This window comes from Stakelama pacifica (assembly GCF_004361835.1).
In the GTDB taxonomy this organism is placed as follows: Bacteria; Pseudomonadota; Alphaproteobacteria; order Sphingomonadales; family Sphingomonadaceae; genus Sphingomonas; species Sphingomonas pacifica.
On the sequence record NZ_SNWD01000024.1, the window covers coordinates 1 to 12,391 of the forward strand.

The 12,391-nt window shown below is 60.3% G+C and carries 11 protein-coding genes, 1 tRNA gene and 1 pseudogene; 4 read left to right on the plus strand and 9 right to left on the minus strand.

Annotated features, from left to right (window positions below):
• Positions 1-49: 49 nt before the first annotated feature.
• From EV664_RS18705 to EV664_RS18715, 3 genes are read right to left on the minus strand one after another with little or no spacing between them, the layout of a single operon-like run.
• Positions 50-796 (minus strand): STN domain-containing protein, encoded by a 747-nt coding sequence (locus EV664_RS18705; RefSeq protein ID WP_162848904.1) that lies wholly within the window; start codon positions 794-796, stop codon positions 50-52.
• Positions 793-1,779, minus strand: a complete 987-nt coding sequence (locus EV664_RS18710; protein ID WP_133497173.1) for a FecR family protein — start codon at positions 1,777-1,779, stop codon at positions 793-795. Before EV664_RS18710 ends, EV664_RS18705 begins: the two co-directional genes overlap by 4 nt.
• The gene (locus tag EV664_RS18715) at positions 1,763-2,350 is read right to left on the minus strand and encodes an RNA polymerase sigma factor (protein WP_133497174.1); all 588 of its coding nucleotides are present in this window, start codon (positions 2,348-2,350) and stop codon (positions 1,763-1,765) included. The genes EV664_RS18710 and EV664_RS18715 overlap by 17 nt, the downstream gene beginning before the upstream one ends.
• Positions 2,351-2,724: 374 nt before the next feature.
• Here EV664_RS18715 and EV664_RS18720 point away from each other — a divergent pair, with 374 nt between their 5' ends.
• On the plus strand, positions 2,725-3,738 hold the full coding sequence (locus EV664_RS18720) for an endonuclease/exonuclease/phosphatase family protein (protein ID WP_133497175.1): 1,014 nt from the start codon (positions 2,725-2,727) through the stop codon (positions 3,736-3,738).
• A gap of 80 nt (positions 3,739-3,818) precedes the next feature.
• On the opposite strand, the gene EV664_RS18725 is transcribed toward EV664_RS18720, so the two are convergent.
• On the minus strand, positions 3,819-4,979 hold the full coding sequence (locus tag EV664_RS18725; protein WP_133497176.1) for a glycosyltransferase: 1,161 nt from the start codon (positions 4,977-4,979) through the stop codon (positions 3,819-3,821).
• Positions 4,980-5,285: 306 nt separating this feature from the next.
• Here EV664_RS18725 and EV664_RS18735 point away from each other — a divergent pair.
• A pseudogene (locus tag EV664_RS18735) lies at positions 5,286-6,415 on the plus strand (IS3 family transposase).
• Between the two features lie 44 nt (positions 6,416-6,459).
• Here the strand turns inward: EV664_RS18735 and EV664_RS18740 are convergent.
• Positions 6,460-6,536: transfer RNA gene (locus tag EV664_RS18740), tRNA-Arg, on the minus strand.
• 39 nt (positions 6,537-6,575) lie between these two features.
• Between EV664_RS18740 and EV664_RS18745 the strand changes: the two genes are divergently transcribed.
• Positions 6,576-7,346: a queuosine precursor transporter gene (locus EV664_RS18745; protein ID WP_244923142.1), complete on the plus strand. Its 771-nt coding sequence runs from the start codon at positions 6,576-6,578 to the stop codon at positions 7,344-7,346.
• 134 nt (positions 7,347-7,480) lie between these two features.
• Here EV664_RS18745 and EV664_RS18750 read toward each other — a convergent pair whose 3' ends face one another.
• The 4 genes from EV664_RS18750 to purC form a co-directional block, all read right to left on the minus strand.
• Positions 7,481-8,176 carry a Crp/Fnr family transcriptional regulator gene (locus EV664_RS18750; RefSeq protein WP_133497178.1) on the minus strand — a complete coding sequence of 232 codons (696 nt, stop codon included), beginning with the start codon at positions 8,174-8,176 and terminating at the stop codon, positions 7,481-7,483.
• Positions 8,173-8,838, minus strand: a complete 666-nt coding sequence (gene purQ / locus EV664_RS18755) for a phosphoribosylformylglycinamidine synthase subunit PurQ (RefSeq protein WP_133497179.1) — start codon at positions 8,836-8,838, stop codon at positions 8,173-8,175. Before purQ ends, EV664_RS18750 begins: the two co-directional genes overlap by 4 nt.
• Positions 8,835-9,065 (minus strand): phosphoribosylformylglycinamidine synthase subunit PurS, encoded by a 231-nt coding sequence (gene purS / locus EV664_RS18760; protein WP_133497180.1) that lies wholly within the window; start codon positions 9,063-9,065, stop codon positions 8,835-8,837. Before purS ends, purQ begins: the two co-directional genes overlap by 4 nt.
• Positions 9,066-9,146: 81 nt before the next feature.
• A complete protein-coding gene (purC, locus tag EV664_RS18765) occupies positions 9,147-9,926 on the minus strand; it encodes a phosphoribosylaminoimidazolesuccinocarboxamide synthase (protein ID WP_133497181.1) in 780 nt (259 codons plus the stop codon).
• Positions 9,927-10,135: 209 nt separating this feature from the next.
• Here purC and parC point away from each other — a divergent pair, with 209 nt between their 5' ends.
• Positions 10,136-12,376, plus strand: coding sequence for a DNA topoisomerase IV subunit A (parC, locus tag EV664_RS18770; RefSeq protein WP_133497182.1), 2,241 nt, complete (start codon positions 10,136-10,138; stop codon positions 12,374-12,376).
• The last annotated feature ends 15 nt before the right edge of the window (positions 12,377-12,391 follow it).

The following is a 12,391-nucleotide window of genomic DNA, read 5'->3' on the forward strand; positions in this document are numbered from 1 at the left end:
TGGGCTTCATCTTCGTTCCTTCATCACTACGACGAAGCCCAAATCCTCCTTAAATCACAACCTCAAATCTGTGCCATTGGTGCTGACGGGGAACAACCTCGACCTTCTCGATGTCATATAGCGCAAGATCCGGGTCCGGCGCGCTGTACGTGAGCCTGCTTTCTCCGAAATACTGGCTGATCGTCGATTGCAGTTGCCCGTTGAAGCTGCTGTCGGCAATTCCTCGGATGAATAACTTGTTTCGACCCGAGCCCAGATTGGTGGAGGTCATGTTCGGAAGCTCTCGCAGCAAAGCCTCGCTGCCTTCATTGCCGAGATGAAGGCTTTGTGCTTCGTCGAACGAGGCGACATCAAACGCACCCGGATAGTCCGCCTGCGCAACATCCTGCTTGCTGGCGGTGATAATGATCTCTTTGGGCGGTGGCGGTTTGACCGGAGGCTGGGGAGGGGGGACTCTCCGTCGGCGAGGAGCGTCCTCGCGGGCGCTACGGGCCGGCTGCCGAAGCAGCCGCACAACGTTCCCGCGAGATATTCGAAATTTGTATCCCGTACCTTGTAATAGTCGGCGCAATCCGTCGCGCAGTGTAAAACGGCCTTGGAGGCCGTCAACGCGTACAGCCCGTAGCGTCGGGTCACTGGTGTCAATTGAAATGCGCGCCTGAGTTGCGAAGGATATCAGAGCGGCATTCAAGGAGTCGGCAGGAACATCGAAGGAGATTTTGTCAGCGGCGTGTACCGGGCAGGTCGCCACGGCGCAGGCAATCGGCGCGCTCACAACGAGCCATTTGCTGTTCACCGAGCTTCGACGGACCAGCGTGTTCCGTCGGCGACAATTTTCTCCCCGATCAGTTCTTCCATCCTTGCTCGTACCGCCTTCCGATCTCCGTCAGTCTGGATCACCCCCGAAAAGGTTCTGGAACGCATTTGCGGCGGGAGCTCTAGCGATATTCCAATCGATCGGTACAGATCTTCGGCGACTTGTTCCATAGAAACCTGATCATAGATCAGTACGCCGTCTGCCCAGCTCCCAATCGATGTCGGCGCACGATGCGAAATTTTGATCCTCCCCAGATCGTCTGCTGCAAGGCTGTCACCGGGATGAAGTTCGACCCTGTGGTCCATGCCTTCATAGCGCACGGCGCCCTCAGCCACGCTGACGCGAAGCTGACGATCGGTACGAACGACGTTAAACACGGTGCCTATATCGACCAGACGCTGATCACCGGCGATGACGGTGAACGGATCAGCATCGTCGTGCTTTACAGCAAATAAGGCTTCGCCTTGGGCAATCTCGACCAACCGGGTGTCGCTCTTGTCGAGGACAATTCTAGTGCCGCCGTTAAGCCGAATTTCGCTTCCATCCGAGAGTGACACGGTTCGCGTCTCGGCGACCGGGGTTTCGATCGGATAGGTCGTATCCCTGTCGGGCAACACCTGAAGTCCAACGAGACCGGCTGCCGCGATCGAAGCGGCGAGCGCACCCCAGCGCCAGGGGTTCCGGCGAACGGTTCCGTCGCCGACGCCGTATGCGGGCGCCTCCTCGTCCGTGCTGAACTCTGGCGGCTGTTCTTGTTCATCGCCTGCAGGAAAGGTAGCTTTTTCCAGCAAAGGCAGCATCCGCTCATCGCCGTCAACAACGGCTTCATAAGCGCCGTTATGAGAGGGATCGGCGCTTAGCCACTCCGCGAATTCGATCCAGGCGTGTTCATCGGCGTCCTTGAGCCGAAGATGCCAGGCTATGGCTTGCTCGGCCACTGCGCGATCAGGAAAAGCTGACATCGTCGGCCTCCGTTTGCGAAAGTTGCGGCGCGCTATCCAATTCTTCGCGCAACAGGAGCAGTTTTCGGTAGGCCCGCTGGAGATGCTTTTCTACTGCGCTCAGGCTAAGGCCGAAGCTATTGGCGATAGCCTTTTGCGAGACACCATCGAGCCGATACATCTTCAAAATCTGCGCGGTCCGATCCGGCAGCAGGGCAATCACTGCGTTGACCCGCTCAAGTTCGTCGCGGGCGATCGCGCTCTCTTCCGGTGTAGGTTCGGCGTCCCTTTCAAGATCGTCCCCGGTCCGATTGCGCGCCCAGTGATCGTCTCGCGCCTGTTGTCGCCGACGCCCGCGGCGATGGTCGTGCAAAAGGTTGTTGGCCATCTGATAAAGATATGCACGCGGGTTGCTGACTGGACCAGTTTGAACGCCTGACAGCTTTACGTACAAATCCTGCAATAGATCATCTACTTCGGCAGGGTTACATTGACGAGCAAGCATGAATCTTCCCAATTCAGGGCGCATCTCACCAAGTAGCTGGGCAAGGCCTGCCTGGTTTATACGAGAGTATTCGTTGCCTGGTGACATGCAAATTTTATATGGCTGGGGATGCTTCTGGTGCAATACGTTAAGTTCTGACCTGAACTTTCGAACGGTTTCTGGCGTCACGAGCTTACCCTGTAGATATCATGGCACACACCACGCGGATCGTTCGCTCGTGCATCATCGAGGCCCGTGCATGGGCGTGCTGTCTCCTGCAGGAGCGCCATGCATCCGTAAGGGAGACCGGCTTCACCTGTTCAGACCTCCCAACCAAGTTGATGCTCCCCATGCCTGACCGTCTCGGCGTTTCGGACAGCTAGACGCCACAGATTGCGCAGAACCGCACATGCAGGGAAACGGTGCGGAAATCGGCGGAGGATGGCGTCTTGCGTTCGCGAGCTATCGGGGACGCGGGAACGATGATCGGTTTCAGAACTCTTGCCTTAGTCACGACGGCGACTCTTCTGGGGGCGTCGACCCTGTCGGAATCCAACTATAGCAGCGAACCGACCGACAAATACACCTGGCCCGCACGGGCCGGGCCTGTCTCAATCATGTCATACAACATCAAGGGTCTGCCCTGGCCGATCGCCTCCGGGCGTAAAGACGCCATTTCCGCTATCGGGCAGCGTCTTGCTGCAATGCGGGCCAGCAACGCCCAGCCACGTGTTGTTCTCTTACAAGAGGCCTTCGGCGACACTGCAACTACGCTCGGCGAGGCTGCGGGCTATCGATATGTGGTCGCCGGGCCTGAAACCGCCGGGCGCGAGGATGCCGAGCCCCTGGGCCCGGCGTTTGCCCAGAACGCGCAATGGTTCAAGGGCGAGGCGAGCGGCAGCCTGATCAATAGCGGGCTCGCGATTCTCTCGGATTACCCGGTCGTCAGGATCGAGCGCTATGCTTTTCCCGAAGGCGCGTGCGCTGGCTATGACTGCCTTGCGGCCAAGGGTGTTCTTCTTGCGTGGATCGATTTTCCGGGCGCCGGCGAACCGGTCGTCGTTGTCAACGCCCACCTCAATTCGCGCGGCTCGACAGGCGTTTCGAACGAACGGGCTGATCGCGCCTACGCTTGGCAAGTCGCTGCGGTGCGGGAATTCCTGTCGAAGGAGCTATCGTCCGAGGCTCCGGCCCTATTCGGTGGAGATTTCAACACGGGGCGAGTGCCCGAACGCAAAGCGGCCGTATCCCGCCCGTTCATAGAGGGCGCCCATATCGACGGTCTCAGGTCAGTGCTGACGAAAGGTCGAGTGGTCGCCGGATCGGGGATCGAAGCGCGAGAGATCGTAGACCGAAATAAGGACAAGATTTTCTTCCGTGATGGAGCAAGGGTTGCCCTGCGGCCTGAACAAGCATGGGTCCCGTTCCCCATCCACTCGCAAGAGCCTCTCTCCGATCATGCCGGTTTCGTGATCGATTTCTCGCTCGAACAATGATGCGGCGGAGCACTCGCGAGTGCTGAGAAGAACCCGGCAGAGCGGGTCAATATCGCTCCGCTCCGAGATTGATGCGCCAACTATGATCGTCCGTAGGGTAGACCGCCAAGCGTGGTCATCCGGCGCCGACGGTAAACATCGTGGATCAAAGCCGTAAGCTCCGACAGATATAGGCGAGCAGAGCTTTCCAACGTGAATTCCGACGCCAGGCGTTGCATTGCTATTCGATCCGGTCGCAGATGCCTCGCGGCATTCATCGCTATGCCTAGTGCATCCGCATCGGCGGGGGGCACCACCACGCCGAATTGGCCGTAGCCTGTCAGCCACTCCATACTGACGCAAGAGTTTGTCGCGGCGATTGGGAGACCCGCAGCCAAGGCCTCCACGATAACTGCGGGCGCTCCTTCGTAGTGTGACGAGAGCACAAAAACGTCTGCCTCTGTATACAGAGCTCGAACATCGTCGACGTGCCCGACAAAACGGACTTGCGACAGCAGGCCAAGCCCATTTGCTCGTCTGACCAGCCGTTCGCGCTCGGGACCATCGCCAGCGATGACCAGTGTGTCTTCGAGCCAGGCATGGCGTGCAAACGCCTCGAGAAGAAGCATTTGGTTTTTCTGCGCAACAAGTCTGCCAACCGTCAGGAAGCGGCAACCAGCTTGCGAAGTTTTGGCTGACCTGGAGACACAAAGCTGATCCAGTTCAGTTAAGGACAACGCCGGGTCGGGAATGATGCCGACCCGGTCTTCCGGCAGAGCCAATACGCGTTCAACCTCAGCACGCATTGGGTCTGCAATCGCTACGAACCTATCCAGAGTGGCACCCTGAATTCTTAGCCACCAGCGATAAAAGGGTCGGATAACCTTCGGAAGATCATGTCGCTCCAGATCGTTGCTGATTTTGACCAGAACAGGAGGGCATCGATTACCGTGAAGAAGCTTCATAGCCACGCAAACGATGGTGTACGTGTTGCCCGGGCAAAAAACGGCGTCGACCTTTTCCACGAGGAGGAACCGGAAGAGCGACCAAATCATCCAGATCGTTTCCCATCGTGCGGTTGGAAACGGTTCTCTCATAACACGGTAATCGAGGTCAGGAACGGTACCGGCACATGCCCCGCGGCTTCGACCAAGGACCATGACAGGATCATGCCCCGCTTCTTGCCAATGTTCGGCAAGCCTCAGCGCAACACGCTCCACCCCGCCTGGTTCGAAGCTATGGATAGGAATGGCAATCCGCACGTCTGCTAGACGCCGATCCTGTTCAGAACCCGCACTTTGTTGCGGCGTCGGGACGCTCCGAACCTTTCTTGTCACAACGTCGGCGGAATCTAGCGCCTGAAACAGCTATGATCGCGACGCTATTCCTGGCCCGCTGCGATGGCGCTGGTGAGGTGATCGTTCCACATCGCTAGGGCTCCGCGCTTTTCCGGCTTCCAATCGTGACGTTGATAAATGCCAGCAACGCCGGACCGCGAGCCTCCGACATGATTGAGGACCGCTTCGGTCACTTGAGAGTTTAAGGCTTGTTTCAAGGAGATCGACGAGATGATCAAGCGCAGTGAAGAGTTTAAGCAGGAGGCTGTGCGCATTGCGCTGACCAGCGGGTTGCCGCGCGATCGGGTGGCGTCAGATTTGGGATCGGCAAATCGACGCTGAACAAATGGGTGTCGCACTATCGTCCGTGGGACGTGGTGGCAGCGCCACAGGCAGATCTGGCGCGAGAGAATGAGCGGCTTCGCCTCGAGAACCGTGTGCTCCGGGAGGAGAGGGAAGTTCTAAAAAAGGCAACGCAGTTCTTCGCGAGCCAAAGGCCGTGAGGTTCGCCTTTGTGCACAGCTGGCGGCATCGCTGGCCGGTGGAGTTGATGTGCCGTGTCCTGCAGGTGAGCGAGCGCGGCTATCTATCGTTCCTGGCGCTCGCGCCCGATCAGTCGGCGGGAGCGGACGGATATGAAAGTGCTGGCCCATATCCGAGAACAATATAGCCTGAGCCTTGGCAGCTACGGCCGTCCGAGAATGACGATGGAGTTGAAGGAGGCCGGGCTCGAGGTTGGCGAGCGCCGGGTCGGCCGGCTCATGCGGATCAACGGGATCAAGCCGGTCCGCACGCGCAAGCACAAGGTCACGACGGACAGCCATCATCGTCTGGGTGTCGCAGCGAACTGGCTGGACGGCGATTTTTCCGCAGATGCACCCAACCGTAAATGGGCCGGCGACATCACATCTATCTGGACATTCGAAGACTGGCTCTACCTTGCCGTTATTCTCGACCTGCATAGCCGTCGCGTCGTGGGCTGGGCAGTCAGCGACAGAATGAAGAAGGACTTGGCGATCAGGGCGCTGGATATGTCGGTGCGCCTGCGCCAGCCTCCAGAAGGTTGCCTTTTCCATTCGGATCGCGGCAGCCAATATTGCTCTTACGACTATCAGAAAAAGCTGCAGGCCTATGGCCTGCGTCCATCGATGAGCGGCAAGGGCAATTGCTACGACAACTCTGCGGTCGAAACCTTCTTCAAATCCCTGAAGGCGGAACTCATCTGGCGGCAGCGCTGGCCAAACCGGCGGCAAGCTGAAGCCGCCATCTTTCAGTACATTAACGGCTTCTACAATTCCCGTCGCCGCCATTCATATCTGGGCGGCATCAGCCCGCCCGCCTTCGAGGCCAAGGTGGCATAATGAGATCGGTGACCGGCGCAAAACCTTTACAAGTCCAACAGCAATGGCGCGCCCGGCAGGGTTCGAACCTGCGACCCCAAGCTTAGAAGGCTCGTGCTCTGTCCAGCTGAGCTACGGGCGCGCACCGGGGCTGCAATAACGGCAATTGCACGGTTGGAAAATGCCGATCATATATTTGGTCATGGAAAAAGGGACGGGGGCCGCGCCGCGGCGGGTCGATACTGCCGAAATCGGTCGTACGCAGTTTAGCTATTTCGACTTCATGATGGCGGCATTCGTCACCATTTTGCTGCTGTCCAACGTCATCGGGGCGGGGAAAGTCGCTACGGTCGATCTCCCGCTGATCGGCGACTGGCCGTTCGGGGCGGGCATTTTGTTTTTCCCGGTTTCCTATGTGCTCGGCGATGTCCTGACCGAAGTTTATGGCTATGCTCATGCCCGGCGGGTGATCTGGGCGGGGTTCGGCGCGGTATTGTTCATGGCGTTCATGTCGTGGGTGGTGGTGAGGCTGCCGCCCGCGCCCGACTGGGGCAATCAGGCCGCCTATGAAGCGGTGTTCGGACAGGTGCCGCGAATCGTCGCGGCTTCGGTCTGTGCATTCTGGGCTGGCGAGTTCGTCAACAGCTTCGTCATGGCGAAAATGAAGCTGATGACCGGCGGTAAATATCTGTGGACGCGCACGATCGGATCGACGGTGTTCGGCGAGGGCGTCGACAGCCTGATCTTCTATCCGCTCGCCTTTTGGGGAGCGGAAGGGTGGACGAATCATCTGGTCCTGATCGTGCTGCTCACCCAATGGGCGCTCAAAGTGGGCTGGGAAGTGCTGCTGACGCCGTTCACCTATCTGGTGGTCAATATGCTGAAACGGCGCGAAGGGGTGGACGTGTTCGACACCGGCACCAACTTCACGCCGTTCCGCACTCGGATCTGATGGCGCCGCTTTGACGGTTCGCAAGGCGGGTCCCATCGGGGAACGATAAGAATCGAAGGCGGGGCAGGGATGGCCCGCCGGGCGCGCGGGAGAAAGGGAGCTTCGTCCGCGCGCCCGGCCTTTGCACGGTGAGATCAGCCGATCAGCCGGGCAAGGCCGTCGCGGTCGAGGATGCGGATGCCGTGCGCGCCGTGCCGTTCGATCAGGGCATCGCGCTCCATCGCAGTAATCGAGCGGCTGACCGTTTCGATCGTGATTCCAAGCAATTGCGCCATCTCGCCGCGTGACAGCGGCAGTTCGAAGAACTCGGCGGGATGGCACGGCGCGGCGCTCGCCGCATGCGCGAATTCGATCAGCAGCGCCGCGACCCGGGCGCTCGATTTGCGCTTGCTGATCAGGTCAATCAGGCCGCGGGCATCCGCCAGCGCGTTCGACGTCTCCTGCAACAGGCGGGCGGCCATGCGCGGATGGTCATGCACGAGCGCCTCGATGCGATCGCGCGGGAAAAGGCACGCCTCGCTGTCGGTCAGCGCGATGACGTGCAGGTCGGCACCGGGACTGAACAACTGGCCCAGCATCCCCGCCGGATGCGCAAGCGCGACGATCCGCTCGGTTCCGTCGGCATCAATCGATGCGATCTTCGCGGCGCCGCGGATCAGCGTTGCGAAATTGTCGTTCGAATCGCCCGCCGCGATGATCGTATCGCCGCGGCTATAGCGCTTTCGCCGCCCGTGCCGGACAAGTTCTTCGCGCTCTGTCCCGGTCAGCGCAGCGCAAATGGCGCGGTCGGCGACCATGCACTGGTCGCAGAACGCGAGCGCTTCCTTCACCCCGCCATCTCCAGCAGCCCTTCGAACAGGCGGTGGCCGTCTTCGCCGCCATGCGCTGCCTCGATCCGGCGTTCGGGATGCGGCATCATGCCGAGCACATTGCCCTGTTCGTTCAGAATGCCCGCGATATTGCGCGCCGAACCGTTGATATTGCCGCTATAGCGGAACGCCACGCGCCCTTCGCCTTCCAGCCGGTCGAGCACCGATGTTTCGGCGAAATAATTGCCGTCATGATGCGCGACGGGGATCGTGATCGATTCGCCCGCCGAATAGCGGCTGGTGAACAGCGACTGGCTGTTTTCGACGGTCATCGGCACGTCGCGGCATACGAAGTTCAGCGCGGCATTGCGCATCAATGCACCGGGGAGCAGCCCGATTTCGGTCAGCACCTGAAAGCCGTTGCAGATGCCGATGACCGGCATCCCGCGTCCCGCAGCGTCGACTACCGCAGGAATGATCGGCGAACGTGCTGCGATCGCGCCGCAGCGCAGATAATCGCCATAGGAAAAGCCGCCGGGCAGGGCGATCAGCCCGGTGCCGTCGGGCAAAGCGGTCTCGCCATGCCAGACCATGGCAGGTTTCGTGCCTGTCACCTTTTCCAGCGCGACGGCTATGTCCCGGTCGCAATTCGACCCGGGAAAGACGATGACCGCGCTCTTCATTGCCGTTCGATCCGGTAATTTTCGATGACGGTGTTGGCGAGCAGCTTACGGCACATCTCGTCGATCGCCTCGTCGCTGGTATCGTCGGCGACGTCGAGCTCGAAGATCTTGCCCGCCCGAACGTCGTTGACGCCGTCAAAGCCAAGCGAGCCGAGCGCATGCTCGATCGCCTTGCCCTGCGGATCGAGCACGCCGTTTTTGAGCGTGACGACGATGCGGAGCTTCATGGGACGTGCCTTCCGGTTGTTTGGGGATCGCTGAGCCGCCTATCGCGCCCGACCGATCCCCGCAAGTCGGGATGTTCCGGATTATTTGCCGCGACGCTTGCGATGGCTGTCAAGGTCGAGCACTTCGGTATCGCTGCCTTCGGGAAGCAGGCCCAGACGGCGCGCCACTTCCTGATAGGCTTCGACTTCGCCGCCAAGGTCGCGGCGGAACCGGTCCTTGTCGAGCTTTTCGCCCGAAGCCATATCCCAAAGGCGGCAACCATCGGGGCTGATCTCGTCAGCAAGGATGATCCGGGCAAAGTCATTTTCCCAGATACGGCCGAATTCCAGCTTAAAATCGACAAGACGGATGCCGATCCCGGCGAACAGGCCCGACAGAAAGTCGTTCACGCGAATGGCCATATCGGCCATATCGTGCAGTTCGTCCTGCCCGGCCCAGCCGAATGCAAGGATATGTTCGTCGGTGACCATCGGGTCGCCCAGCGCATCATCCTTGTAATAATATTCGATGATCGTGCGGGGGAGGGGCTGGCCCTCCTCGATCCCCAGCCGCTTCGACAGCGATCCGGCGACGACGTTGCGCACCACGACCTCGATCGGAACGATCTCGACCTGACGGATCAGCTGTTCGCGCATGTTGAGGCGGCGGATGAAATGCGTCGGCACCCCGATATTGCCGAGCAGCGTGAAGATATGCTCGGAAATCCGGTTGTTCAGCACGCCCTTGCCGTTGATCGTGCCCTTTTTCTGCGCATTGAACGCAGTCGCATCATCCTTGAAATACTGGATCAGCGTGCCGGGTTCGGGGCCTTCATAGAGGATCTTTGCTTTGCCCTCATAGATTTGGCGGCGGCGTGCCATGGCGCGGGTTTCCTTCAGCAAAAACAGTCAGCCCCGGCGACCACGGGGGAACCGTGCGCACCGGGGCGATCAAGGGGCGGCTATACATCAGCCGCGCCTGAGGCGCAATCAAGCTGCTGACCGCTGGCAGAGACCTTATCGCGCGGATCGAAACGCACGGAGAACAACCGTCTCGCAAGGCGCGAAAAGCCCTGCTATCGGTGGCGGCGATGGCCACAGATTTTTCCGACCCTTTCGATCAGATCGTCGATGCGCCGTTTGATAGTGCGCTTTCCGAACGCTATCTGGTCTATGCGCTCTCCACGATTACAGCGCGTTCGCTCCCCGATGTGCGCGACGGGCTGAAACCCGTGCATCGCCGCCTGTTATGGGCGATGCGGCTGCTGCGGCTCGATCCCAGTCAGGCATATAAAAAATCGGCGCGCGTGGTCGGCGATGTCATCGGCAAATATCACCCGCATGGCGATCAGTCGGTCTATGATGCGATGGTTCGCCTCGCACAGAATTTCGCGCTTCGCTATCCGCTGGTCGACGGGCAGGGCAATTTCGGCAATATCGACGGCGATAATGCCGCTGCCTATCGCTATACCGAGGCGCGGCTGACACCGGTTGCCATCGATCTGATGTCGGGTCTGGACGAGGATGCGGTGGATTTCCGCGCCACCTATAATGGCGAGGAGCGCGAGCCGGAGCTGTTTCCCGGCCTGTTCCCCAATCTGCTCGCCAATGGCGCGAGCGGCATTGCGGTGGGCATGGCGACGAGCATTCCGCCGCACAATGTAGCAGAGCTGCTCGACGCCGTAATCATGCTGATCGACCAGCCGGGGGCGGACGAAGCCGCCGTTTTGGAACATGTGAAGGGGCCGGATTTCCCGACCGGCGGGCGTGTTGCCGACAGTCCCGAAGCGATCGCCGAGGCCTATCGTACCGGCCGGGGTTCTTTCCGGGTGCGCGCCAAATGGGAAGTCGAGGATCTGGGGCGCGGCGCGTGGAATGCGGTGGTCACCGAAATTCCGTACGGCGTTCAGAAGGGCAAGCTGATCGAGCAGATTGCCGGGCTAATTAACGACAAAAAACTGCCTATTCTCGCGGATATTCGTGATGAATCCGATGCGGAGATACGCATCGTGCTGGAACCGCGCAGCCGAACGGTCGATGCCGAGACGCTGATGGACGGGCTGTTCCGGATGAGCGATCTGGAGAGCCGCTTCTCGCTCAACCTCAACGTGCTCGACGCGACCCGCACCCCGCGCGTGATGAGCCTGCGTGAGGCGTTGCTCGCCTGGGTCGACCATCAATTCATCGTGCTTCGCCGCCGGACCGAGCACCGGCTGGCGAAGATCGCCGACCGGATGGAACTGCTCGCCGGCTATATCATCGCCTTCCTCAACCTCGACCGGGTGATCGAAATCATCCGTACCGAAGATGAGCCCAAGCCGGTGATGATGACCGAGTTCGAGCTTACCGACCGTCAGGCCGAGGCTATCCTCAATATGCGGCTGCGTTCCTTGCGCAAGCTGGAGGAAATGGAGCTGAAGCGTGAGCGCGACGCGCTGGAAAAGGAGCAGGACGATCTCAGCAAGCTGCTTGGCTCCGATGCGCGGCAACGCACCCGGCTGAAGCGCGATCTGGGCAAGGTCCGCGAACGCTATGGCCCGGAAACCGAACTGGGGGCGCGGCGGACGCTGATCGAAGAGGCAGCGCTCGCCCGCGAAATCCCGCTGGAGGCGATGATCGAGCGCGAGCCGGTGACGGTGATCCTGTCCAAACTCGGCTGGATTCGCGCGATGAAGGGGCATGTCGATCTTGCCGCTGCCGATACGCTGAAATTCAAGGAAGGCGACGGGCCGCGCTTCGCTTTTCATGCGCATACCACCGATAAGCTGCTGCTGGCCTGCGAAACCGGGCGTTTCTATACGCTCGGCGCGGACAAGCTGCCCGGCGGGCGGGGATTCGGCGAGCCGGTCGGCCTGATGGTCGATCTGGACGGCGATATCGTCGCGCTGGTGCCCGCCAGTATCTCCGACCGGCTGCTCGTCGCGGCGAGCGACGGACGCGGGTTCGTGGTCAAGACCGCCGATGTGACCGCCGAAACGCGCAAGGGGAAGCAGGTCGTCAATCCGCGCGCCGGTGCGAAACTGACGGTGGTGCGCGGCGTCGCGCCGCAAGACGATTATGTTGCGGCGATGGGCAATAACCGCAAACTGGTGGTCTTTCCTTTGAATGAGCTGGCGGAACTGACGCGGGGCCAGGGGGTTCAGCTACAGCGCTATCGCGACGGCGGATTGTCGGATGCCCGCACGTTCCGCTTCGAAGAAGGATTGAGCTGGACGATGGGCGGCGAACAGGGACGTACGCGGGTCGAGCAGGATATGAACCCCTGGCGCGCGGCGCGCGGCGCGGCAGGCCGCATGCCGCCGAACGGTTTTCCCAAAGATAATCGGTTCTAGATCAATGGTATCGCG

Excerpts from the sequence above, each read along its gene's own strand:
- EV664_RS18710 (WP_133497173.1), bottom strand. The coding sequence starts at position 1,779 with ATGTCAGCTTTTCCTGATCGCGCAGTGGCCGAGCAAGCCATAGCCTGG.
- EV664_RS18715 (WP_133497174.1), bottom strand. The coding sequence starts at position 2,350 with ATGTCACCAGGCAACGAATACTCTCGTATAAACCAGGCAGGCCTTGCC.
- EV664_RS18720 (WP_133497175.1), top strand. The coding sequence starts at position 2,725 with ATGATCGGTTTCAGAACTCTTGCCTTAGTCACGACGGCGACTCTTCTG.
- EV664_RS18745 (WP_244923142.1), top strand. The coding sequence starts at position 6,576 with ATGCCGATCATATATTTGGTCATGGAAAAAGGGACGGGGGCCGCGCCG.
- purQ (WP_133497179.1), bottom strand. The coding sequence starts at position 8,838 with ATGAAGAGCGCGGTCATCGTCTTTCCCGGGTCGAATTGCGACCGGGAC.
- purS (WP_133497180.1), bottom strand. The coding sequence starts at position 9,065 with ATGAAGCTCCGCATCGTCGTCACGCTCAAAAACGGCGTGCTCGATCCG.
- purC (WP_133497181.1), bottom strand. The coding sequence starts at position 9,926 with ATGGCACGCCGCCGCCAAATCTATGAGGGCAAAGCAAAGATCCTCTAT.
- parC (WP_133497182.1), top strand. The coding sequence starts at position 10,136 with ATGGCCACAGATTTTTCCGACCCTTTCGATCAGATCGTCGATGCGCCG.